This window comes from uncultured Zhongshania sp., assembly GCF_963975605.1.
Taxonomy (GTDB): domain Bacteria; phylum Pseudomonadota; class Gammaproteobacteria; order Pseudomonadales; family Spongiibacteraceae; genus Spongiibacter; species Spongiibacter aquimaris.
Genome location: NZ_CAXBHN010000007.1, coordinates 82,357 through 106,185 on the forward strand (window position 1 = coordinate 82,357; position 23,829 = coordinate 106,185).

Below are 23,829 nucleotides of genomic sequence, written 5' to 3' on the forward strand. Positions count from 1 at the left end.
GTTTGTGACTTAAGGCAGAAAATATCACTTAATCACACGTCATTCGGCCTATCTGTTTGCATGCTTGCTAAGCAGTGTTTATGGTTAAGCATCACTCACAGACCGGAGCCGTCGAATGGCCTTGCGCAATGCTGTGCAGATGATTTGCTATCCCAATCGTCTTGGTAACAACCTCAAAGATTTACACACCGTCATCGAACGGCATTTTTCGGATGCTATTGGCGGCGTGCACATACTGCCGTTTTTTCCATCTAATGCCGACGCGGGTTTTTCGCCTTTGACTCACAAAGAAGTCGATCCTGAATACGGCGACTGGGACGATATTGAGCGTATCTCGTCGAAATACGATCTGTGTTGTGACGTCACGGTAAACCATATTTCCGACGAGTCTGCCGAGTTTTTAGATTTCGTCGCAAAAGGCTACGAGTCTGAATACGCCGACCTGTTTGTTCACGTCGATCAATTTGGTGATATCACACCAGACGATTTAGCCAAAATTCATATCCGTAAAGAGAAGGAGCCGTTTCGGCGGGTGGACTTCGCCGATGGCAGCACAGGGCGGGTTTGGTGCACATTTACCGAGCATCAAATTGATTTGAACTATGAGTCTGAGCTGACCTACCAGCTGATGGAGAATTACATCGGCTTTTTAGCCCAGCGCGGCGTAAAGCTATTCCGCTTAGACGCCTTTGGTTACACGACCAAACGCATTGGCACTAGCTGTTTTTTAGTTGAGCCCGATGTATATCGCAACTTGGATTGGATCAACGGCGTGGCGCACATACATGGCGCCGAAGTCTTGCCTGAAGTGCATGACCATAGCAGCTATCAGTACGCCATCAGTCGGCGCAATATGCATCCCTATGGTTTTGCCTTGCCACCGCTATTGTTGTTTTCGCTGTTAGATGCCAATAGCGTGTACTTAAAAAATTGGCTGCGGATGTGCCCGCGAAACATGGTGACGGTACTGGATACCCATGACGGCATATGCATTCCCGATGTAGAAGGGGTGCTGCCTGAAGAAAAGATTCGCGCTCTTATCGACAATATTTCCAGTCGCAGTGCCGACCCGATTTTGCGTCGCTCGGCTGCCAATATTCACAGCGTCGGCGCAATATACCAATTAACCTGTACTTTTTATGACGCATTAATGCGTAATGACGACGCCTATCTGGCCGCGCGAGCTATTCAGTTCTTTTCACCGGGTATCCCCCAGGTTTATTACGTGGGCTTGTTGGCCGGCTGCAATGACAATGAGTTGATGGAGGCGACTGGCGAGTTGCGAGATATCAATCGTCATTACTACAGCATGGAAGAAATTGATGAGGCGGTAGAACAGCCCGTTGTGAAGCGTTTGCTGGCTTTAATGCGCTTTCGGAGCAATTATCCTGCCTTTGATGGCCACTTTGAGCTGGGTTATTCCAACGACTCCAGTGTGGCAATGGCGTGGCGCCACGGTGATTATTACTGCCACCTTTTTGTCGATCTTAATTTTAATACCGCCACGATAACTTACTTAGACGAAGAGTCATTGGCGGAATGTCGTCTGCAGTGTTAATGCCTATTTCCAAATTCCTGCGTAAGTCCGTTATTTATAAGCGTATTCCGCAGGGATTTGGTAGTGTTAAGGGGTAGACAAGCACGTAAATGTCTATATACTCATGGCAGCTAGAAAGTTCGACCTATATTTATGTACACCATTTCGAAGTCCTGTCTGTAGTTTTCGTCCTGTACTTCATAAGTAATAGAATCACTTCCAGCCTAACCGATCTGATTTCAGATCAAAATTACCTTTGAAATATTTCAGGATTAAAATTATGTCTACTACTACTGGCACAGTAAAATGGTTCAACGAATCTAAAGGCTTTGGCTTCATCGAGCAAGAATCTGGCCCAGACGTTTTCGCTCACTTCAGCGCTATCTCTGGTTCAGGCTTCAAAACTTTGGTTGAAGGCCAGCGCGTACAGTTCACTGTTACTCAAGGACAAAAAGGTCCTCAAGCAGAGAACATCGTAGCACTGTAATTTGCTATGGGCTGGGCCTTCGGGTTCCAGCCAGCTTCAAACCCTTGTGGATTGAATGCTAAGAGGGGCAGGACCTACGGGTCTTGCCCTTTTTTTCTTTTCAGCATTACTATTTATCTCTGCGTACATTGCGCCACCGCCGCGTATTTATTCTGGCGGTACTACAGGAAAAACACCGTGAGTCAGCTAGAATTTTCTACCCTTCCGTTAAATCCCGCTTTATTAGACAACCTGAATTCATTGGGTTACACCGAAATGACCCCAATTCAGGCCAAGGCCTTGCCGCACACCTTGCATGGCAAAGACGTGATTGCACAGGGTAAAACCGGCTCCGGCAAAACCGCTGTATTTGGTTTAACGCAGTTGCAAAAACTCGATGTTAAACGCTTCTGTGTTCAGTCCTTGGTGCTGTGCCCGACCCGGGAGTTGGCGGATCAAGTCGCTAAGGAGTTACGCAAACTAGCGCGTACCATCCACAATATTAAAGTTTTAACCTTGTGTGGCGGCATGCCGTTTGGCCCGCAAATTGGTTCGCTGGAACACGGCGCGCACATTGTAGTGGGTACGCCGGGACGTATTGAAGAACATGTGCGCAAAGGCACTTTAAAGTTAGAGAATGTGAATACGTTGGTATTAGATGAAGCCGATCGTATGTTGGAGATGGGTTTCCAGGATTCCCTCGACACCATTATTGGCTATATTCCGAAAGAGCGACAAAGTCTGCTTTTCAGTGCCACGTATCCCGACGAGATTCAGGATATTGCCACCCGCATTATGCAGCGCCCCTTGCTGGTGAAAGTTGAATCTACCCACGACAACGACAGCATCGCCCAGCACTTTTTTAAAGTCGCCGATAATACTCAGCGCATCGTTGCGGTGAAGTTGTTGTTACTCAGATACCGCCCGGACTCGACGGTTATCTTTTGTAATACCCGCCATGAAACTCAGCAGGTTTGTGATGACTTGCGCGAGGCCGGTTTTAGCGTTCAAGCATTGCATGGCGATCTCGATCAAAAAATGCGTGACCAGACCTTGGTGCGTTTTGCCAATAAAAGCGTCTCGGTTTTGGTGGCCACTGACGTGGCCGCCCGCGGCTTGGATATCGACGCCTTAGATGCGGTGATCAATTACCATATTGCCCGCGACGCTGAAGTGCATATTCACCGCATTGGCCGTACCGGCCGCGCCGGTGGCAAGGGTATTGCCTGTAGTCTGTACACCGATCGAGAGAGCGCTAAAATTGCCCGTATCGAAGAAATGCGCGGTAATAAGGTGGTGCCAGAGGCTTTGCCGGATATTAATCACCTCGACAAACCAACCTTCAAGCCGCCTATGGCCTGTTTGCAAATTGATGGTGGCAAGAAGCAAAAAATTCGCCCCGGCGATATTGTTGGTGCGCTTACTGGCGAAGACGGCATCGCGGGAACCGATGTGGGCAAAATCCATGTTTTTGACAATACTGCCTATGTTGCGGTGCGAAATGATGTGGCGGCAGATGGTTTGCGCAAGCTCACTGAAGGTAAATTGAAAGGCCGTAACTTCCGCGTTCGACGGATTCGCGGCTAAGCTTTTGATTGAATTGAGGGCTAGACACTAGAAGGGGGTGTTGGATATGCCTTGCCGACAGATATTAATTTTTGGCAACTCAGGGTCGGGTAAGTCGACTCTGGCGAAGGCATTAGCTATTCGCCATGACCTCGATCATTTAGACCTTGATACGCTCGCCTGGCAGCCGACTGAGCCGCCGCAGCGGTCTGAACTATCCCAGGTTAATGCCTTGCTGGATGCATTTGTTGAGCGCAACGCAGAGCAAAATCGCGGTTGGGTAGTTGAGGGTTGTTATACCGATTTACTAGAACTACTTAGCGAAAAAGCAGGGCATATAGTGTTCATGAATCTGGCTGTTACGGCGTGTATTGCTAACGCAAAGGCCAGACCTTGGGAGCCGCACAAATATTCGTCTAAGGCTGCCCAGGATGCAAATGTCGAGATGCTACTTGAGTGGATAGGCCAGTATTCCAGTCGCGAAGACGAGTTTTCTTATGCTGCGCATCTTGGGTTTTACGACCGATTTCAAGGTCGTAAAACCATCCTGACAGCAAATACCGACGTCGTAGACGTTGTAATTTAAATCTATTGTGACTTAATCGTGCCGGGTGAGTTTGTCTAACATACCCATTGCAAAAGCCGATACCACAAAGGTCAGATGGATGATGACATACCACATCAATTTTCCCTCATCGATGTTATCTGTGTTCATAAACACTTTTAGTAAGTGAATGGAGGATATCGCTACAATCGAGGCAGCAACCTTATTTTTAAGGCTTCCGGTATCGAGTTTTCCCAACCAGTTAAGTTTGTGATCGCCATCCTCCAAGTCTATTTGTGACACGAAGTTTTCGTAGCCGGAAAACATCACCATCACCAGTAGGCCGCCGACCAGTGATATGTCGATAAGCGACAGTACCACCAATACCAAATCCATTTCGCTAGTTTCGAAGATATGCGGTAAGACGTGAAAGATTTCTTGAAAGAACTTAATCGCGAGCGCTAAAAGCGCGAAGCTTAGGCCAAGATAAATGGGGGCAAGCACCCAGCGGGCTGAATACAAAATACGTTCAAAAACTTTTTCTAGCATGTGAGTGACCTTAAATGGCAGCGTAATGATTTCCTGCTCGGCATTTTAATAGTGCTGGCATGGAAGGCAACGTGTTTGAGTGATTTTTACTTTCAATTGAATTGGGGGGATTGATTGTAATAAGAAAATAATAGCGCGCAACAATCCCAAGTGATTGTTGCGCGCTAATTCTTTACGCTTTAGGAGCGCTTCGTCCTGTATTACCGCTTCGGTTGCCGCTAGGGCGGCTGCTTCGGTTGCTGCGATTCGCCGGGTTGCCTGCAGGACGCTGGCCATCGCGGTGTTCGCTGTGGTTTTTGGGTCTCGGTTTGCGGGCAGGGCGTTGGTTTAGACGCGAATCCGGCAAGGCGTGGGTTGGCTCAAAGCCCACTAAAATTTCACGTGGCAGCACTTCTTGAATCAGGCGCTCTATGTCTGCCAATAATTTGAAATCGTCCGAACATACCAGCGATACGGCGTTGCCGGTCGCGCCAGCGCGGCCAGTACGACCAATACGGTGCACATAATCTTCCGGCACATTCGGCAGGTCAAAATTGACGACTTGGGGAAGTTGGTCAATATCTAAGCCGCGGGCAGCAATATCGGTCGCAACTAACGCGCGTACCGCACCACTTTTAAAATCAGCTAGCGCCTTGGTTCGTGCGCCTTGGCTTTTATTGCCGTGAATGGCTGCGGCACCAATGCCGGCTTTCTCTAAGTGGGCGGCTAGCCGATTCGCACCGTGCTTGGTTTTAGAGAAGATAAGCACTTGCTGCCAGTCGTTGCTGTGAATCAAATGAGTTAACAGGCCTGGCTTCTGGCTTTTGTCTACCGGGTAGATGCACTGGGTGACGCTTTTGGCTGTCGTGTTTTCTGGGCTAACTGAAATCTCTACCGGATTATTCACGATGCCTTTTGCTAGCTCGCGAATATCGCCAGAAAAAGTCGCCGAGAACATCAGATTTTGGCGTTGCTTGGGGAGCACCGCCAGAATTTTGCGGATATCGTGAATAAAGCCCATGTCCAACATGCGGTCGGCTTCGTCCAAGACTAAAATTTCTAGCTGCTTAAATTTCACTGCATTTTGATTGTATAAATCTAGCAGGCGGCCTGGGGTGGCAACTAATACATCGACACCGCGACGAAGCTTTATCATTTGCGGGTTAATTTTTACGCCGCCAAATACCACGGCAGAGCGAAGTGGCAGATGCTTGCCATAGGTCGCCACGCTTTCACCAACCTGAGCAGCCAACTCGCGGGTGGGAGTAAGAATTAATACGCGGGCCTGGTTTGCTTGCGCGCGTTCGCCACGGGACAGTAATTCCAAGATTGGCAGGGTAAATCCTGCCGTTTTGCCGGTGCCTGTTTGGGCGGCGGCCATAACGTCTCGGCCTTCTAATACTGCGGGTATGGCCTGCGCTTGAATTGGGGATGGGGTGTCGTAACCTTGCTCGGCAACGGCCGCCAAAATCGGGGCAGATAAGCCCAGGGAGGTAAAACTCATAAATAGATCTTCTCAAAAAATGTCGCGTGTCGCGGCGTGATGGTCGCAGCCAAGGTGACAGCGGCGTGCAGCTTACTGGATAAGGGGCTTTGGCGCCAGACTACAGAGTGTGAATAGGGCGGAGTGCGCAAGGTTTGTTCGTGAAATGGATGTCGGCACGTGATAGACCGATAAGCATGTTGATGCAGCGTACGACCGGTGAAAAAATTGCGTAAATAACGTAGAATCCCGCCTCCGCCGTGGCATGGTTAGTGTCGCGTCCATTACTTGAGCCAGAAGACCCACACCAATGTCTATTTCGCCTTTAAAGCAGGAAATCGCCAAGCGCAGAACCTTTGCGATTATCTCCCACCCCGATGCGGGTAAAACCACGATTACTGAGAAGTTGATTCTGCTGGGGCAGTTGATTCAGGTGGCGGGAACGGTGAAAGGTAAGAAAAATGACCGCGCGGCGACGTCTGACTGGATGAGCTTGGAGAAAGAGCGCGGTATCTCTGTCACGTCGTCGGTGATGCAGTTTCCCTACAAAGACCGGATAGTTAATCTGCTGGATACGCCGGGTCACGAAGATTTCTCGGAAGATACCTACCGAACGTTGACGGCGGTGGATTCGGCTTTAATGATTATCGACGGTGCCAAGGGTGTCGAAGATCGCACAATTAAGTTAATGAATGTGTGCCGTTTGCGCGATACGCCGATTTTAACCTTTGTGAATAAAATGGATCGGGATATCCGTGACCCCATCGAATTGCTCGATGAAGTAGAGAGCGTGTTGGGTATTGCCGGTGCGCCAATCAATTGGCCAATTGGGATGGGGCGTGATTTTAAGGGTGTCTATAATTTGTACACCGATGTGATTCATGTATTCCAATGGGGCAAAGGCTCGGTGGTTGCCGAAGATATTCAGATTCAAGGTTTAGAGAGCGACGAAGCAAAAGCCTTGCTGGATGATGAGTACGATAGCTATTTAGAAGAGATAGAGTTGGTGCGTGGCGCCAGCCATGAATTTAATCTTGAGGACTATCTGAACGGCAAGATGACTCCTGTCTATTTTGGCACGGCACTCTCTAATTTCGGTGTTCGGGAAATGTTGGATGGCTTTGTTGAGTGGGCGCCGGCGCCGTTAAATAGAGCGACCGATCAACGCGAAGTGGATGCCAGGGAAGACGCGTTTGCGGGCTTCATCTTTAAGATTCAAGCCAATATGGACCCCAAGCACCGCGACCGTATTGCGTTTATGCGGGTGTGTTCAGGCACCTATCGCAAGGGCATGAAAATGCGTCATGTGCGCATTGGTAAGGATATTAAAATTGCCGATGCGGTGAGTTTTCTTGCCGGTGATCGCGAGCTATTAGACGAGGCGGTATCTGGCGACATTATTGGATTACATAACCACGGTACCATCCAGATTGGGGATACCTTTACCGAGGGCGAAGATCTTAAGTTCACTGGTATTCCGCATTTTGCGCCGGAGCTGTTTCGTCGGATTCGTTTGCGCGACCCATTAAAATCTAAGCAATTGCAGAAGGGCTTGCAGCAGTTGTCTGAAGAGGGGTCGACACAGGTATTTATGCCGCAGCGCAATAGCGACCTTATCGTGGGTGCGGTGGGAACCCTGCAGTTTGATGTGGTTGCCTATCGATTAAAGGACGAGTACAAGGTCGAGGCCCTGTATGAACCGATTAATGTGTATACCGCGCGCTGGGTAGATTGTGATGACCCTAAGAAGTTTGAAGAATTCAAGCGCAAGTGCGCTGAGAATTTGGCCTTGGATGGTGGTGGACATTTAACCTATCTGGCGCCTACTAGGGTAAATTTGGCATTAACCGAAGAGCGTCATCCCGAGGTGCGCTTTAGGGCGACAAGAGAACACTAGGGTCTGTTGACGTTTCATCACCGCCTCTGTTGCGCCTGAAAGCGCGCCAATTTAGCGGAACCCCGCCGGGACGCGACGAGTGTGGTTTGGTGGTTCCAAATGAACGAGGAGCAACGACAAGTGTCGCGCTTTCAGGCGCAACCCAAAGGGCCGGGCGGCGTTCCGCTGGGGCCATTTTTCCGTCTAGCGGCGTTATCAGTCGCTTATTTGGAACCACCAAACTGCGCTCCTTCTGCCTTGCCAGACGGAAAAATGACCTCCAGCAGTGGTGGTGATGAAACGTCAACAGACCCTAAGGATAAAAGCTGACTCCGAGCTGAACGCGACTGTTATATTTTAAAAAAGTTGCGGTGAAAATTACGTCATTGAATGCTTGTCACAGAAGAATGCTTCCCTACAATGGATAGCACATAACAAGCACGACAAATCAAACGGGGAAGAAACTAGTATGAAAATGAAAGATATCGTAATTGCAGCGACATTAGTGGGTCTAAGCGGCAGTGTTATGGCTGCTGAAGGCAGTTTTTTAAGCCGTATCGGTTTGGGCGGCGGCGACTCTAAGTCAGAAGCAAAAGCCGAAGCTAATGTGAGTGTCGATACCAATATCGACGAGAAAGCAGCGGAAGCCAAAGCCAATGCAGAAGCCAAGAGCGCTGCAATGAAGGCAGAAGCTGAGCAGAAGAAAGCGGAAGCTAAAGCTAAGCGCGACGAGATGAAAGCGAAAGCAGAAGCCGAAAAGGCGGAGCGCGAAGCCGCTAAAGCAGAGCGTGATGCTCAGGCTAAAGCCGATGCAGAGGCTCGTGCTGAAGAGCGCGCAGCTGCCAAGGCAGAAGCAAAAGCTAAGATAGATGAGAAAAAGGCCGCACTGCGTAGCCTGACCAACATCAAGGTTAACGCAAATGTTGAAGCGGGTGCTGACGCTCAGTAAATCGAATACCGAGCTTGGTATGACAAAGGGCCTTTATGGCCCTTTTTTATTGTCTGCTTGAAGCGATTGAGTTGTTCCCCGACAATACCGGCATTATGTAAGAGTGCTCGGATTTGTGACTACCTCCAGTAAGCCAATACGATTGGATCGATATTTAGCCAGCGTGACCGATTATTCCCGCAACGACGCCAAAAAACTGATTAAGTCAGGCGATATATGCGTGGATGGTCGTGCGGTCTGTGATCCAGCGCAGCTTATAGCGGCTGACGCAGACGTGACATTGGTGGGTAATGCGCTGCGTCCACCCGGTCCACGCTACTTAATGTTGAATAAGCCCCAAGGTGTCGTTTGTGCTGCTCGTGACCGGCGGCACTCCACGGTACTTGATTTGTTAGATGAAGATAATCCTGAGCGATTGCATGTGGCGGGGCGGCTGGACATCGACACCACTGGGCTTGTGTTGTTGACCGACGACGGGGGCTGGTCACATGCGATTACCTCTCCCCAGCGCAGGTGTTGGAAAACCTATTACGTCGAAACGGCGGAAGTGATTCCTGAACGGTGCATTGAACATTTTGCCCGCGGCGTGTTTCTGAAAGACGACAAAGCGCGGACTTTACCCGCCGAGCTCACGATAATTGAAGATCGTAGTGCGAGATTGAAAATCTGTGAGGGGCGCTATCATCAAGTGAAACGTATGTTTGGTGCCGAGGGTAATGCTGTCATCCGTTTACATCGCGAGGCCATCGGATATATCCACTTAGATACAGATTTGGCAGAGGGTGAATATCGAGCTTTATCAACAGATGAGGTCGCCAGTGTATTTGAATAATAGTCTCGCGGTGCTTGCCCGTAACCACTGGGCATAAGGAATAAATGGAATATGGCTAAATTGCGTCATACTGCCTCCGGGCATGAGGTACAAACCGATACCGCATTGGCTGCGCTATATAAGCAGTTTCCCGCCTTTGAGACACCCGTGTGGTGGTTTGCAGATGAGCATATTGCCGATATGCCCGTGCCGGCTGCACTGCCAAACTGGCAGTGCTTTACTAATCGCTGCGATATTGCTGATCAGTTGCGCGCTGGGAACTATCAAACAGACTTGGGCGATTTTGATATCGCTGCGGATTTCGACCAAGTGCAAACAGTGTGCTATCGCGTGTCGAAGGAAAAGGCGCTCGTACACTACCTAATTAACCAAGCTCTTAGTCGATTGCCCATTGACGGTAAGTTAGTGCTGAGTGGGCATAAAAATGATGGCTTACATAGCTATGCAAAAAAGGCAGCGAGCGTAGTAGGCACACAGGCACATATTAAAAAGTGGGACGGAGGAGCCTATCTAGCGACTGTCGTGAAATTACAGGAGCCTACTGAGTCGTTGGATGATAGCCAGTACCCGGTAATTCGAGAAATTGCGTCTGCGCCCCAATTATTTAGTAAGCCGGGGGTATTTGGTTGGCAGAAGCAGGATCGCGGTAGTGCATTGCTTATAGAGCATCTGCCCGCATTTTTGAGCTTGTTTAGCACGCCACCCAAGCGAGTTGCCGATATTGGCTGTGGTTATGGCTATATCTCAGTGCGGGCGGCTGAGTTGCTGACGGATGTCGAGTGGCTGTTAACGGATAATAACGCCAGCGCCATATTGGCTGCGCGGAAAAATTGCGAAGTGCATCAGCTAAAACACGAGCTGGTGCTGGCCGATTGTGCGATGGGCATTAACGGCCCTGTTGACATGGTGCTATGTAATCCGCCTTTTCACCAGGGCTTTGCGGTCGCGGGGTCGTTAACAGATCGCTTTTTGGCTGCGGCTCATCGCTTGCTCGCAAGTCGGGGGAGAGCAATGTTTGTGGTAAACCAGTTTATCCCCCTTGAGCGTAAAGCCCTCGGCTTATTTCGAGAGGCCACCGTACTTATAGAACAGGATGGTTTTAAACTGGTGGCCTTGCAAAAATAGGCTGGTGGAAATTTAATTTGTCGCAGCTTGAGTTTGTGCCTCACTCTGCTGTGCGCCTTGGGGTTGACTGTCCACGGGTGGCGCTACCGGATTTAGTATTTCTTCAGGTAACTCTTCTACAGTCGGAATTTCATCGATATTACCGTCGCAGGCGCTGCCCGAGTAGATGGCGCGTTTTATCAAACCCTGCGCCAACATAGACAAGCCCCCAGTGTAGATCGCTGCGCCGGTAGATAAGCCAGAGGTAAACATTCCCGTTGGGTCGGCAACAATTTTCGGTTTGCTAAAGGTGCCACCTAGGCGCACTAAGCTGGCGGCGGCGCCGACATTAATGCCAACCCCGGTGCGAGCAATGGGCGAAACCCCGAGTAAAAACTCTTCATTGCCGATATCAATGTTGCCGGTGCCGATTATTTTCGTTTGTTTGGTTTCTAAGGCAATACCGTCGTCACTGATAAATTTGCCATTGCTACCTTTAAAGTGAACGGCAATGCATTCTATTTCCGTGCTGGTTTTCTTTTCGGAAAAGGGATTCAGCTTGTCGATTGTCTCACTTAGCACATCAGAGCCGATGAGGTTCAGAGCATTGCCTTGGGCGACTAGATCAGTGATTTTTATATCTAATTTTGCGTTCATATTGGCGGCTAATTGATGAGGCGTGCTGCCTTTGCTGTCGGCGTCTAAACGAATGCGACCGTTGCCTTGGTTGATACCTGCCGCTTTATCCAGTCCCAGTTTGCCGTAGTCTTCGGCATCGACACTGAGCTGCATATCCAGCTCGGGGATGGTTTTACTGGCATCAAGAGTGAGTGCGACTTTCGCCTCACCGCCTTCAAAATTGACGGTAGTGTTTTTTAATTTTAGTAGGCCACCCTGCAGCGTGGGTTTAAGCGTTGCCTTGTTGATAAAATTGTAACCGGTGTCGATGTTTTCGAGTTTAATTTGCAGTTTGGCATTAATAGATTTCAGAGCATCGAGGGGAATTGTGTCGTCATTGATAAGTTTTTTACTCGATGATTTCTTTTGTGGCACGGCATCAGCACTAATTTCGCTTGCGGGTGGGCTTAGAAAGGCAAGATCGATTTTATGCAATGACAGGGTGCCGTTTAGTGAGGGTATGTCTTCTGCTGTCGCTGCCGGTGTAAAACTAAGATCGAGCTCAGTGCTTTGTTCACCTAGTTGACTTGTTCCTTTAACAGCATAGCTGTCTTCGCCGGCGTTAATATTGGCTTTTACCACCAGTTTACCGGCGTCTTGCCAGGGAAGTTGGGCTAGTGTCCAAACGTCCTTGCTGTTATTGGCTTCGGCATTTACTTGTAACTCAGTTCCCGCTACACCATTTAAATTAAGCTTGCCGGTGGCGTCCGCCTCGATACCTTGCTGCTTGGCTTTTAAGGACAGCTTAACGTCGGCTCCGCTAGTGTTTTTAGATAAAGGCTCTAGGCTGATATCGGCAGAAAAGTCATTTATATCGCGCTGGGTCGCAAGCTCGGATATCTGCGCTGCACTGATGGTGGCCTTTATCGATGATTTAATTTGCACATCAGATTTCAGTTTATTTACTTGCCAACCCATTGCGCTGAGTTTTTCGATATTGAGTTTAAGAGCGACATCTAAGTCCTCGATCCAGGCCCAATCTATCGCCGCTTCGTTATCTTCTGCTGAAATGCTCGGTGCCGTATTGCCCGTGGCGGTATTTTTACTCTCGGTCGTGTCGGCAGAGGGGGGGAGTAAACTATCTATATCTAACGCCGCCGATTGGATACTCGCATTAATTGCAGTGGTTTCGGAATTGATGGTGACCTTGCCTTTGATTTTATTGTCGTTGAGCTGGAGAAGAATATCGCTAAATTCGTAGTTTGGTGTCACCGCGATATTTGTCGAAAGTTTGGTCTTTGGTAATTTAGGGATGTCGGTATTTGCTAGTTTTGATAGGGCGCTGGCGCTGCGCAAATCAAGATCAAGCGACAGCGTGCTGCCGTTTAATGTAGGGTTGAGAAACAATTTGCCTTTACTCTTGATATCGATGTCTTGGTGATGAACTGATAAATCGTAGCCGAGTATGCCTTTTTGAGGATCGAATAGTGTAATAGCGCTGTTTAGCTCTACATGTTGATCGAGATAATCAAGACCAATATAGAAGTCACCGTTGCCTGCCTCGATGCGTTCACCACGTACCTCAGGCAAGTAAATTGTATTTTCATCGCCGCGACGATTTCGCCAGGTCAGGGAAACCTCGCTGATTGCGATGCGATTGAAATTGAAATCACCGGGCAGCAGTGGACCTGTATCGATTTCTTCCGGAGTCGGAACCTCGGGTTCGGCTTTTAATTTACTGCTTATCCAATTAATTTCACCGGCATCATTTTGTTCTACATTGACGTGTAATTTTTGGGCGCTCAGTTCCCAAAATGCCTTATGACTGAATGGACTCTCGGTGAGTGCAATAGTGATGTCACCTAAGGAAAGTAATTCCGAGCGCGGCCATTCTGGATTGCTGATGCGCAAACCGCTGATTTCAAAACGAAGGGGCTTAATATGAGATTGGATGTCTGAAATTTCAACCTCAAGCCCAGCGAAGCGTTGCGCGCTAGTGCCAATTAGGCCTCGTAATAGCTGCGGTTGAATTAAGGCTATACTCACCGTGAGTAGGATAAGGACGAGCAGTAGGCCTAGGCCAAGTAAAAATTTCTTAATCACAATAAATACTCTGTTACGGTGTCAATCTGCCGCGACGCTGAAAAGCAGGTTTGCGGCTGGTGCAGAATTTTCGGCGGAAATTATCTGATTTCCGATGTAGTAGCGCGAATGGTAGTGGGTCTTACATTAACATCGCTGCGCTTTGGATGGTACCTGCACAACTTTGCCGCCTGTGTCTTAGTGGTGTTAAGTCACCTTGGCGTGGCGTATTTGCATGACGAACGTCGCGGCGCCTTTATTATTAATAGAATCGCAATCCAGTGGAGGTTTCGTTGAAGTGGTCTGAAAAGCTGGTGCGCGGTCGCTTGCTTAAGCGATATAAACGTTTTTTGGCTGATGTAGTTCTAGATAGCGGCGAGCACGTTACAGTACATTGCCCAAATACTGGTGCTATGACGGGATGCGCATTAGCCGGTAGTCGAGTTTTTCTGCTCGATAGTCACAATCCCAAGCGGAAATACGCCTATACATGGGAGCTTGTCGAAAGCGAATTCGGCGGCATGATTTGTATTCATTCGGCTAGAGCGAATGGCTTGCTTGCGGAGGCTCTGCAGCGGGGGGCTATCGAACCCTTGTCCAGCTATTCTCATATTCAGCGTGAAAAGACCTTGGCATCCGGAAGTCGTATTGATTTCTTTTTGTCGTCTGATGAGGTCGAACTGTCTGACTGCTACGTTGAGGTGAAGTCGGTGACTCTTCATTGTGGGGGTGGCATAGGGGCGTTTCCCGACGCAGTCAGTGCGCGAGCCGTGCGCCATATTGAGGAATTGCTTGGTCTGCGGCAAGCGGGCGCGAGGGTGGTATTGCTCTTTGCTGTCTTACATGAAGATATTCATAGTGTTAGACCCGCGGAGGAAATCGACCCGCATTACGCTCGAGTTCTCAGTGATGCGGTGCAGCAAGGTCTTGAGGTGCTAGCGTACAAAGCGCAAATAAACGAGGACGAGATCTACTTGGCCGAAGCGCTTCCGGTAATTTTATAGCGATACCAGTATCCTGGTATCGCCAGTTTTTCGTCTAAGTAAAGTCGTCGCTCAGAACGACATAGCCGTCTTCAACACGACTGGCGACGGCTTCCAGTTTCTTGCCGTGACATGGTCCCGCGATGCACTCCCCAGATTCAATAATAAACAGTGCGCCGTGGGTGGAGCATTGAATTAGTGAATCGTCGAAATCTAGAAATTGATCCTCTTGCCAATTTAGTTCGATCCCAATATGAGGGCAGCGGTTTTGATAGACAAAGACCTCTCCGCGTTGGCGAACCGCAAAAAGTGATTTGTCCGAAAATTTAAACCCCTTGGAACCGGGGTCAGCAATCTCGTCTAGTCGGCAAAGTTTGAGCATAGGGTATTAAACAATTATTGGGTGACATTGTTGGGTACGGGGCTTCGACGGGTTGACGGAACCCTGCTTACAATCCAGTTTCTAGCATGCGGTCGTCGCCTTCACTTTTGAATGCGTGGCGGATGGCGGGTAGCATGCGATCAACGGCATCGCGACCTTCTACGATGGCCTCAGCCGCGCTGCTAAACTCCAGTAGACCAATATGCCCCAGTCTCGGCCAGAGCATGATGTCGGCGGGTTCACCCGCTAGTCGGCTGCGGGTGATTCTATCCTGCATAATATTGATTGCACTCATCATCACGCTCATCGTGCCGGGTGGCTCGGCTCTTTTGGGAGTGTCGTTGCTGCGGAAGTTGCTGGCGGCTTCTCTTACGGAGCTTGCAAATCGGCTGAATGCGGCACCTAGGAATGGATCATCCTCCGCTGAGTCTTCGGGAAGTAATTCCTCGTCTTCTGACTCTTCCTCTTCTATTGTTTCTTCGTTGGCGGGTGCCTTTGCATCGGTAAGTATTTTTTGACGGCCTACTAGGTCGCTGTTGAGGTCTACGCCAATGATGATGTCGGCCCCGAGGGCGCGGCAAACAGACACCGGTACGGGGTTTACTAAGCCGCCGTCAACTAGCCACGAATTGCCAAACTTCACCGGCGTTAGGATTCCTGGTATCGCCATGGATGCGCGCACCGCATCCCAAAGAGGCCCCCGTTGTAGCCATACTTCGCGGCCGCGCATTAGGTCGGTTGCGACCGCGGCGAAGGGGATGTTTAAATCTTCAATGTCGGGGTTGCCGTACTCGTTCATAAAAAATTCTATTAGGCGGGTTGCGTGGGCTACGCCGCCGGTTGCCGTCAGGCTCACGCTCATATAATGGAGCACTTGTGTGGTGCTTAGGGATTGGATCCAATCCGTAAAGTGGTCTAATTTACCGGTAAGGTAGCAAGCCGCGATGACGGAACCAATCGATGTACCACAGATAATGTCGGGCTGTATTCCGAGCTCACCTAGGCGTTGAATAACGCCAATATGGGCCATGCCCCGAGCCGAACCGCTACCCAGTGCTAGGGCAACTTTCTTATTACCTAATGAAACATCTTCCACGACACTTACTCCGGAATTTCAACAAAGATCAATTACCGGTAGTATGATGCCACGCTTAGTGTTTACTCAACTGCACGGACAATTTGTACCTAAATTATGTCAAATCAGAACCGCCAAAATATTGGAGAAGCTTTATTGCTTGGCTGTGATGAGTCAGCGATGACCTTGGTGGACGGAATTCCTGTTCATCAAGATATCGTTGCGCCGCTCGGCGCCCTTAAAGCTGACGCCGCCAAGGCAGGTTTTGATCTGCGGGTGTTAAGTGGATTTCGTAGTTTCGACCGTCAACTGGCGATTTGGAATGCCAAAGCGGCGGGCCAGCGAGCGCTGCTCAACGACGCTGGGCAAGTTTTGGATTGGGCATCTTTGTCGGAGTCCGAGTTGATCGCGGCAATTTTGCGGTGGTCAGCTTTACCTGGCGCGTCACGGCATCATTGGGGAAGCGATATTGATGTATACGACGCAGCGGCAGTGCCCGCGGATTATCGCGTACAATTAACACCTGCCGAAGTAGCCGATAATGGCGTATTTGGGCCCTTCCATATGTGGCTTGATGGTGAATTTGCCGCTGGTCGCGGCCGTGATTTTTTTAGACCCTATAATGAGGACCGTGGTGGTATTGCCCCAGAGCGCTGGCATTTAAGTTACGCGCCATTGGCGGCGGACTGTGATTGGGCTTTGCGGAGCGAGGTAATTCAAGAGGCCTTAGCGAAGCGGGAAGATTTATGTTTGAAAGACGCTATTTTAAGAGAGCTACCGACTATATATCGGCGTTATGTCGCGGTGCCAGCGAGTTGCTACCCACCGGTATTTGCGCAAGCCCTGCTGGGTGAGGAAGTCTTATGAGTTTGACTGTCACGGAACTTTGGTCTGCGATGATCGCTGAGGCCCGGGAGTATGGTAAAAATGAGCCGGTTTTGGCGAGCTTTTATCATGCGAGCATCCTAAATCACGCTAATTTCGCCAATGCCTTGAGTTTTCATATCGCAGCTAAGCTAGATTGTGATTCAGTACCGGCAATGTTGATTCGAGACGTGTTTAATGAGGCGTTTGAAAATGATAAAGGTATTGTAGAAGCAGCTGCATTGGATATTTGCGCGCATTTTGAGCGTGATCCCGCGTGTGATCATTACGGAATGCCGTTTTTGTATTTTAAAGGCTTTCAGGCAATTCAAGCTTATCGGATTGCGCATTGGCTTTGGCAGCAGGGGCGTGTGTCATTAGCCTTATTTTTACAAAACCGTATTGCCAGCGTATTCGACGTGGATATACATCCCGCTGCGGTTATTGGTCACGGCATCATGATTGATCATGCAACGGGTTTGGTGATTGGCGAAACCTCGGTGGTTGGTAATAATGTGTCGATGCTGCATTCGGTGACCTTGGGTGGCTGCGGCAGTGGGCCAGGGCCTCGTCATCCGCGAATTTCCGATGGTGTATTGGTAAGTGCGGGAGCAAAGTTATTAGGTCCCATATTGGTTGGTGAAGGTGCGAAAATTGCCGCCGGAAGCGTGGTCTTGAGTGATGTTGCTGCGCACTCTACCGTAGCCGGCGTACCTGCGAAGCAAGTTGGTGCGTTATCTGCGGAACTTCCTGCCTTAAATATGGATCAATACATCAGCGAAGATATTTAGCGCGGCTAGATAGTTACGTCAGATTTATTAAATTACATATGGTATATTTCGGGTTATAGTGGCGAAATATAGAAGAGCGAGGTTAATGTGAGCGTTAAACTACTGGATAACAAAGCATTCTATGGCTACAGAGTGCGTCGAACCGTGGCGGGTAAGTTGTATCAGGAGTATTTCTCGCTGAAAACTGGAGGCGCTCGCCTCGAAGGTAAGCAAAAGCTTGAGACCGAGAAGCAGGCGCTAGCCCGCGATGCGGTGTTGGAAGCTGAGCAGCAACGCTATTTGAACGAGACCAAAGAGGATCGTTGCTTCAAGAGTGACGGTACCGTCCGTGGCATTAGCTATTTACTTAAGACTGAGAAAAGTGGCAATTTAACACCGATTTTTCAGGTTGGCGTGGCGTCTAAAGTGGAAAATAAAACCGTCTGTACGAGTTTCTCACTAAATGCCCACGGCAGTGATGATGCTTGGCACCGCGCGGTTGATGCGTATGCGAAACATAAATCGATCCGCAAGAACACCAAGTTATATCAACGTTTGTTGAAGGCGATGCCGAAAGTTTCTTAATAAAGAAGCTTAACGTTGTTGGATAGCGTTAGCAGTCATATCTATTTTGGCTGCTAGCCCGAGCTGCCACTGCCTAACTGCTGTGACTTAGCTTCAATAGTGTGTACTCCAATTCCAGTTAATCAATTTGTAGCTATCTGCGGGTAGTTATTTATTGATGGGGCCTGCGTCGCTGGAAGTAGTAGCTATTTCAAATTTCCTATTCCTCGGCTGAATGTGCCGCAATTCCGATCAATTTTTCCAAGGCTCGTATTTGCCTTGATGGTCGCCGCGATGACGGTGCATGCTTGAGCCTAATCCGCACTTGGTGAGATGTATTCACGGCTTGGTGTTTAGCTTGTTGAGTTTGCTTAGGTGGTGATATTTATTACTCATCAAGCACTTAAGCTAGCATCCATTGGCTAGGGATCGTATCATTGTGAAGCCGCACCTATGTGCTTAAATGGCGACATCGGAACTCTCCGAATGATGCTCAAATAACCACTCTCACGGAAGATTTATGTTCAAATCGCGTTTTCGTCACTGCCTAGCCGTATTTTTTCTATTAGCACCGTCATTGAACTACGCAGCGCCGTGGATAAAAGCTACCGATATTGCAGCTCGGCAGCATATCGAGTTTCTTGCTAGTGCTGGAATCATTCGCGCGCCAATAAGCCAATGGCCGCTAATGTGGGGCGGCATCTTGCCTGATCTTCGCCAGTCGCAGTACCGCAAACTTACCACGCCACAAAAACACGCTGTCGATAGTTTGTTAGCTCAATTCGAGGAAGATAGTGCACCAACTCGTGTTGAGGTAAATGCTGGCTGGGCAGATCAAGATACGACTGTTTTTGGTGGGTTTGGTAGTCGCAACGATGCGCCGCAATTTGCTGGTGTATCGGCGAGCTTTGTTGGTCAACGCTGGGCTGGGGAGTTAAATATTTCCTATGATATCCCTGACCGGCCGAGAGAGCACCGCAAGTTAGATCAGAGTTATTTGGCCGGGGCCTTTGGCAACTGGGGAGTCACAATTGGCGCGGTAGATCGTTGGTGGGGGCCCGGTTGGCAATCTAGCACTATCTTGTCGAATAATGCTCGGCCTGTTCCCGGTCTGTCCCTGCAGCGCAACAAGGCAATCCCTTTCGAAACTCCCTTATTGTCGTGGCTCGGCCCATGGCAATTACAAGCGTTTATGGGGCAGCTAGAATCAGAGCGTTCTATTCCAGATGCCAAACTTTTAGGGCTTCGCTTTGCGGTCAAGCCGTGGCATTGGCTGGAATTAGCGGCCAGCCGCACAGCCCAATGGGGCGGTGATGGCAGGCCTGAGGACTTTAGTACCTTCTCAGATTTGATTTTGGGTAAAGACAATCGCGGCGACAGTGGCATAACGCAAGAAAACGAACCCGGCAATCAGTTGGGTGGCGTCGATATGAAAATCCTTTTCGCTGTGCCCTGGGGTAGCCAGGGTGCTTATGCACAATTTATCGGTGAGGATGAAAGTGGCTATGTTCCCTCGCGATATATTTACACCGCGGGTTTAGATGGTGTGGTATCGCTTAGCGACAATAAAAGAATTCACTGGTTTGTTGAGCGTAGTGATACTCGGGCCGGCACATTAAGCGAAAAGCGGTTTAATTACGCCTATGAGCATGGGACATACAAAACTGGCTATCGTCATAAAGGCCGTGTAATGGGGTCGAGTGTCGATAGCGACAGTACCATTGACACCGTGGGCCTGAGTTTGGTGTTGCCGTCACAAAGCCAGCTAGCCTTCAAATGGTCTGCAGTGGACCTTAATACAGATGGTGCGAGACCAACTGGCTTTAGCGGCAGTGGCGATATTTTAGAGCTCAGTTATCGTTTTGCCTGGTTACAAAATAACACCACGATAGGTTATCGCTGGATTGACGACGGCATAGACGTGCGCGGTCTAGACGATGGTACCGAGACTTTGTTTATCGAAACGGCGTGGCGATGGTAGGGTGGTCGCCGCCACGTATTTCGGATAAAAACTGCAAGGTATTTTTGCCCGTGATTGGTGTCTTTTCTTGTGAGAGTACAGGCACTATCGCTATCTTCCCGCAGCTGTGAACGTTTGTAACGCACACAGCTCGCTCTTGTTTGTCCCTTCTGAATAATCCCTTGTTATTCGTACAGAAAAAATGCTGTCTAACGATATCTGTATTGCTCTGCTGATCACAGATACTTCGCGATTGGTGTATTCGAGATTTTGCTGCAGTCGTGTTTGAACCAGAAAAGTAAGAGATGTGCTATGAGGGGATTGAGCGGGGAGGCGAAACTGCGATAGTGCAGCTTCGCCCTTGGCGCTTAGCCTTTGTAAGCCGCTGCCGCTTTCATGATTTCTGCTTTGGCTTCTTCGCTGCCAGCCCAACCATCAACTTTAACCCACTTGCCTTTTTCCAGATCTTTGTAGTTTTCAAAGAAATGTTCAATTTGCTTGATTAGCAATTCAGGCAGGTCAGATGGCTCTTTCACGTTTTGGTAAAGAACAGATAGTTTGTCGTGGGGAACGGCTAACAATTTAGCGTCTTTACCCGCTTCGTCGCTCATGTTCAGAATGCCAATGGGACGAGCACGGATAACAGAGCCCGGAACGACAGGGTATGGAGTAACAACCAATACGTCTAATGCATCACCGTCTTCAGACAGTGTGTTTGGAATGTAGCCGTAGTTTGCTGGGTAAAACATGGGCGTTGCCATAAAACGATCGACCATCAGCGCATCAAATTCTTTTTCAATTTCGTATTTGATCGGGCTGCTATTTGCAGGTATTTCGATAGCGACGTAGATGTCATTTGGCAGGTCTTTGCCAGCTGGAATTTGGTTGTAGCTCATTGTGGGCTTCCATTTCAGATTGCGTTTGGGGTTGATAAATCTGCGCAGATTATAAACTGTGTGGGGACGGATTGCCAAAGTGCTGTGGCGTTTGCTTTCGGGTGAGGCGGGCGGGAGTTTGGGGCGGATAGGGCTAGAAGGCCCTATCCACAATCGCTAATCAGTACTGCGACTCAGGCATGGCGATGACGATACCGTCCATTTCATCTGTAATCACAATTTGGCAGCTTAAGCGGCTAGTGTCCTGAGGGTCTAATACGCAGTCGAGCATGTCTTTTTCTGTGCTGTCAGGCTCGCCCGCTTTAGCAACCCAAGCGGGGTCGACGTAGCAGTGACATGTCGCACAACTGCAGCAGCCGCCACATTCACCCAAGATACCGTCGATGCCGTTATCAACCGCGGCCTGCATAATACTGGTGCCAACTTCCGCGTGAACTTCCTGCGTGTTGCCATCGTGAGATTTGTAAATAATTAAAGGCATTGTCTATATTCTCGTACTTGAAATTAGTTAAAGACGTCTTTGATTTCGATAGTCTCGTCGGCGAGCTTCAGCGGATCAGCGGTTTGACCTGATGTTAAGGCGCGCTTGCTCATCATGAATTCTTTTGGTCGGTTAATCGCGTCGACGGCAATAAAGCGACCTTCACTGAAATAAAATGCGGCGAAGCTGCGGTCTTGCTCGCTATTGCCGCGGATGATCACCTGGTCAAAGCCCTGTGACAGTCCGGCAATTTGTAGTTTAAGGTCGTATTGATCTGACCAAAACCAAGGTAGGGCGTTATATGCCTCAGGTTTACCACATATACTTTTGGCCGCAATTTTAGCTTGATCGGTTGCATTTTGTACCGATTCCAGGCGTAGTTTGCGGTCGTAAATGGGGTTGTAGTGGTTGGTGCAGTCACCTGCGGCAACGATGTCTGGGTCATTGGTAGTGGCAAACTCGTTTACCGCAATGCCATTGTCGATGGTAAGTCCCGCTTCTTCAGCTAGTTCAACATTGGGGATTACACCAACGCCAATAATGACTAGATCGGCAGGCACTGTAGTGCCGTCGGCAAGGCGGACGCCTGTTACATGTTTTTCGCCAACGATGGCGTCAACGCCCGCTTGAGTGCGAATATCGACACCCTCTTCAGTGTGTACGCGGGTGTAAAATGCAGAAACTTCGGGGGCGGTAACACGCTGTAAAACACGTTCCATCGCTTCTATTACGATAACGTTCATGCCAATCTTACGCAGCGACGCTGCCGTTTCGAGCCCTATATAGCCGCCGCCAATAATGACTGCAGATTTGCCGGGACCGGTAAATTTATGGGTCTGTTTAACGTCATTAAGATCGCGCATATAGAAAACACCGGCAAGTTCGCAGCCAGTGAAGGGGATTTTGCGAACCCGGGCGCCAGTCGTGAGGGCAAGCTTGGTATAGGAGATTTCGGCGCCGTCTTCCAGGGTGATTTTCTTGGCGTCGCGATCAATTTTTGTTACTCGCGAACCCAGCAGCAAATCGACATTATTTTTGTCGTAAAAATCAGCGGCGCGAATTAGCAGCTCATCTTCGGTTTTTTCGCCGACAAAAAAGGCTTTTGATAAGGGCGGGCGGTGGTAGGGTAGATTTGGTTCGTCGCCAATTAAGGAGATTTTGCCTTCCCAGCCCTCTTGGCGGAGGCTGGATACTAATTGGGCAGCCGCGTGACTGGCCCCAATAATAATACAGTGTTCACTCATAACTAATTTTCCAGGAGGCTCGTGTTCAGTTTCATGTTGTCTTGCGGGCTGCCGTAAGATTCATGGATTATATTTTATAGGTACATAGCTTTTAGGTACTTAACTTAAAGGAACTAAATTAAAAGTACTTAGGCTCGTCCCACCACGGGTAAAAATCGGGCATGTCTTTCGACACTTGATTCTTAAACTCCGGTGGACGTTTTTCTATGAATGATACAACACCTTCGGCGGCATCGCTGCTGCGTCCTCGGCTGAGTATTACCCTGCTATCTAGCTTGTGGGCATCCATAGGATGGTTCATGTCCAGCCCGCGCCACAGCATTTGTCTAGTCAGGGCTACGGAAACCGGTGCAGTATTGTCTACGATTTCATGTGCAATTGCATAGGCTTCGACAAGTAATTCTTGCTCAGAGCACACTTTTCTGATCAATCCACTGTCCTGGATCTCTGAAATTGGGTAAACACGCCCGCTAAAGCACCATTCCAGTGCGCGTGAAATGCCCACAATGCGAGGAAGAAAGAAGGATGATGCCGCTTCCGGTGCAATGCCACGGCGAGTAAAAACAAAACCGACTTTGGCGTTTTCGCTGGCAAGCCGGATGTCCATGGCTAATGTCATGGTAATACCGACCCCGACTGCGGGGCCATTGATAGCGGCAATAATAGGTTTTAGGCAGCGATAAAGTCGCAGGGTGACAAGGCCGCCAATATCTCGCACCGATTCATCGCTGTAATCAAGTGTGTTGCCCGCGCGAACTGCAGATTCGCCGTTACCCTCGCCATTAAAGGTGTCTTTGCCAGATGAGAGGTCGGCGCCAGCGCAAAATGCACGACCTGCGCCAGTAATCACTACGGCCTTTACTTTGTCGTCTTCGTCGATGTGATCAAGTACGGCGATTAGCTCATCGGCCATGGTTGGGGTGAAGGCATTGAGCTTATCGGGGCGGTTAAAGGTAATCGTCGCAATGCCGTCTTCAAGTTTATAAAGTAGAAACTGGAGATTCATCAAGGGCGTCCTGACAAGA

Annotated in this window: 23 protein-coding genes; 14 read left to right on the plus strand and 9 right to left on the minus strand. The window is 49.3% G+C overall.

Annotated elements, in window-relative coordinates; all coding sequences use genetic code 11:
• Positions 1 to 115 precede the first annotated feature (115 nt).
• The 4 genes from gtfA to AAC007_RS08480 all read left to right on the plus strand — a co-directional run bounded on the left by gtfA (position 116) and on the right by AAC007_RS08480 (position 4,155).
• Positions 116 to 1,558 carry a sucrose phosphorylase gene (gene gtfA / locus AAC007_RS08465; RefSeq protein WP_296434167.1) on the plus strand — a complete coding sequence of 481 codons (1,443 nt, stop codon included), beginning with the start codon at positions 116 to 118 and terminating at the stop codon, positions 1,556 to 1,558.
• Between the two features lie 259 nt (positions 1,559 to 1,817).
• The gene (locus AAC007_RS08470) at positions 1,818 to 2,024 is read left to right on the plus strand and encodes a cold-shock protein (RefSeq protein ID WP_008251819.1); all 207 of its coding nucleotides are present in this window, start codon (positions 1,818 to 1,820) and stop codon (positions 2,022 to 2,024) included.
• 177 nt (positions 2,025 to 2,201) lie between these two features.
• Positions 2,202 to 3,590: an ATP-dependent RNA helicase DbpA gene (gene dbpA, locus AAC007_RS08475; RefSeq protein ID WP_295872889.1), complete on the plus strand. Its 1,389-nt coding sequence runs from the start codon at positions 2,202 to 2,204 to the stop codon at positions 3,588 to 3,590.
• Positions 3,591 to 3,636: 46 nt separating this feature from the next.
• Positions 3,637 to 4,155, plus strand: coding sequence for an AAA family ATPase (locus AAC007_RS08480; RefSeq protein WP_339675962.1), 519 nt, complete (start codon positions 3,637 to 3,639; stop codon positions 4,153 to 4,155).
• A 12-nt stretch (positions 4,156 to 4,167) separates the two neighbouring features.
• Here AAC007_RS08480 and AAC007_RS08485 read toward each other — a convergent pair whose 3' ends face one another.
• Both AAC007_RS08485 and AAC007_RS08490 read right to left on the minus strand, forming a co-directional pair.
• Complete coding sequence (locus AAC007_RS08485) at positions 4,168 to 4,662, minus strand: TIGR00645 family protein (protein ID WP_219044135.1); 495 nt, start codon at positions 4,660 to 4,662, stop codon at positions 4,168 to 4,170.
• Between the two features lie 172 nt (positions 4,663 to 4,834).
• The gene (locus AAC007_RS08490; protein ID WP_296436232.1) at positions 4,835 to 6,145 is read right to left on the minus strand and encodes a DEAD/DEAH box helicase; all 1,311 of its coding nucleotides are present in this window, start codon (positions 6,143 to 6,145) and stop codon (positions 4,835 to 4,837) included.
• 289 nt (positions 6,146 to 6,434) lie between these two features.
• Here AAC007_RS08490 and AAC007_RS08495 point away from each other — a divergent pair, with 289 nt between their 5' ends.
• The 5 genes from AAC007_RS08495 to AAC007_RS08515 all read left to right on the plus strand — a co-directional run bounded on the left by AAC007_RS08495 (position 6,435) and on the right by AAC007_RS08515 (position 10,906).
• Positions 6,435 to 8,021 (plus strand): peptide chain release factor 3, encoded by a 1,587-nt coding sequence (locus tag AAC007_RS08495; RefSeq protein WP_219044130.1) that lies wholly within the window; start codon positions 6,435 to 6,437, stop codon positions 8,019 to 8,021.
• Between the two features lie 99 nt (positions 8,022 to 8,120).
• Positions 8,121 to 8,330, plus strand: a complete 210-nt coding sequence (locus AAC007_RS08500; RefSeq protein WP_339675967.1) for a hypothetical protein — start codon at positions 8,121 to 8,123, stop codon at positions 8,328 to 8,330.
• A 139-nt stretch (positions 8,331 to 8,469) separates the two neighbouring features.
• On the plus strand, positions 8,470 to 8,949 hold the full coding sequence (locus AAC007_RS08505) for a hypothetical protein (RefSeq protein WP_339675969.1): 480 nt from the start codon (positions 8,470 to 8,472) through the stop codon (positions 8,947 to 8,949).
• A gap of 115 nt (positions 8,950 to 9,064) precedes the next feature.
• On the plus strand, positions 9,065 to 9,781 hold the full coding sequence (locus tag AAC007_RS08510; RefSeq protein WP_339675972.1) for a pseudouridine synthase: 717 nt from the start codon (positions 9,065 to 9,067) through the stop codon (positions 9,779 to 9,781).
• Positions 9,782 to 9,832: 51 nt separating this feature from the next.
• Positions 9,833 to 10,906 carry a methyltransferase gene (locus AAC007_RS08515; protein WP_339675975.1) on the plus strand — a complete coding sequence of 358 codons (1,074 nt, stop codon included), beginning with the start codon at positions 9,833 to 9,835 and terminating at the stop codon, positions 10,904 to 10,906.
• A 12-nt stretch (positions 10,907 to 10,918) separates the two neighbouring features.
• Here AAC007_RS08515 and AAC007_RS08520 read toward each other — a convergent pair whose 3' ends face one another.
• Entirely contained in the window at positions 10,919 to 13,606 is a 2,688-nt protein-coding gene (locus tag AAC007_RS08520; RefSeq protein ID WP_339675976.1) for a hypothetical protein, read from the minus strand.
• Positions 13,607 to 13,878: 272 nt separating this feature from the next.
• Between AAC007_RS08520 and sfsA the strand changes: the two genes are divergently transcribed.
• Positions 13,879 to 14,589 (plus strand): DNA/RNA nuclease SfsA, encoded by a 711-nt coding sequence (gene sfsA / locus AAC007_RS08525; RefSeq protein ID WP_339675977.1) that lies wholly within the window; start codon positions 13,879 to 13,881, stop codon positions 14,587 to 14,589.
• Positions 14,590 to 14,623: 34 nt separating this feature from the next.
• Here sfsA and AAC007_RS08530 read toward each other — a convergent pair whose 3' ends face one another.
• Positions 14,624 to 14,950 carry a Rieske (2Fe-2S) protein gene (locus AAC007_RS08530; protein ID WP_339675978.1) on the minus strand — a complete coding sequence of 109 codons (327 nt, stop codon included), beginning with the start codon at positions 14,948 to 14,950 and terminating at the stop codon, positions 14,624 to 14,626.
• 67 nt (positions 14,951 to 15,017) lie between these two features.
• Positions 15,018 to 16,046 carry a patatin-like phospholipase family protein gene (locus tag AAC007_RS08535; RefSeq protein ID WP_295872871.1) on the minus strand — a complete coding sequence of 343 codons (1,029 nt, stop codon included), beginning with the start codon at positions 16,044 to 16,046 and terminating at the stop codon, positions 15,018 to 15,020.
• Between the two features lie 96 nt (positions 16,047 to 16,142).
• Here AAC007_RS08535 and AAC007_RS08540 point away from each other — a divergent pair, with 96 nt between their 5' ends.
• From AAC007_RS08540 to AAC007_RS08555, 4 genes are all read left to right on the plus strand, one after another.
• On the plus strand, positions 16,143 to 16,892 hold the full coding sequence (locus AAC007_RS08540; RefSeq protein ID WP_339675982.1) for a M15 family metallopeptidase: 750 nt from the start codon (positions 16,143 to 16,145) through the stop codon (positions 16,890 to 16,892).
• Positions 16,889 to 17,680 carry a serine O-acetyltransferase gene (gene cysE / locus AAC007_RS08545; RefSeq protein ID WP_296436241.1) on the plus strand — a complete coding sequence of 264 codons (792 nt, stop codon included), beginning with the start codon at positions 16,889 to 16,891 and terminating at the stop codon, positions 17,678 to 17,680. The genes AAC007_RS08540 and cysE overlap by 4 nt, the downstream gene beginning before the upstream one ends.
• Before the next feature lie 87 nt (positions 17,681 to 17,767).
• Positions 17,768 to 18,244 carry a hypothetical protein gene (locus AAC007_RS08550; RefSeq protein ID WP_219044121.1) on the plus strand — a complete coding sequence of 159 codons (477 nt, stop codon included), beginning with the start codon at positions 17,768 to 17,770 and terminating at the stop codon, positions 18,242 to 18,244.
• Between the two features lie 499 nt (positions 18,245 to 18,743).
• On the plus strand, positions 18,744 to 20,204 hold the full coding sequence (locus AAC007_RS08555; protein ID WP_339675985.1) for a capsule assembly Wzi family protein: 1,461 nt from the start codon (positions 18,744 to 18,746) through the stop codon (positions 20,202 to 20,204).
• 347 nt (positions 20,205 to 20,551) lie between these two features.
• Here AAC007_RS08555 and ppa read toward each other — a convergent pair whose 3' ends face one another.
• From ppa to AAC007_RS08575, 4 genes are all read right to left on the minus strand, one after another.
• Positions 20,552 to 21,079 carry an inorganic diphosphatase gene (ppa, locus tag AAC007_RS08560; RefSeq protein WP_295872862.1) on the minus strand — a complete coding sequence of 176 codons (528 nt, stop codon included), beginning with the start codon at positions 21,077 to 21,079 and terminating at the stop codon, positions 20,552 to 20,554.
• 160 nt (positions 21,080 to 21,239) lie between these two features.
• Positions 21,240 to 21,560, minus strand: a complete 321-nt coding sequence (locus AAC007_RS08565) for a 2Fe-2S iron-sulfur cluster-binding protein (protein WP_295872860.1) — start codon at positions 21,558 to 21,560, stop codon at positions 21,240 to 21,242.
• A 23-nt stretch (positions 21,561 to 21,583) separates the two neighbouring features.
• On the minus strand, positions 21,584 to 22,804 hold the full coding sequence (locus AAC007_RS08570) for an FAD-dependent oxidoreductase (protein ID WP_339675988.1): 1,221 nt from the start codon (positions 22,802 to 22,804) through the stop codon (positions 21,584 to 21,586).
• 118 nt (positions 22,805 to 22,922) lie between these two features.
• Positions 22,923 to 23,810: a crotonase/enoyl-CoA hydratase family protein gene (locus tag AAC007_RS08575; RefSeq protein WP_295872855.1), complete on the minus strand. Its 888-nt coding sequence runs from the start codon at positions 23,808 to 23,810 to the stop codon at positions 22,923 to 22,925.
• Between the last annotated feature and the right edge of the window lie 19 nt (positions 23,811 to 23,829).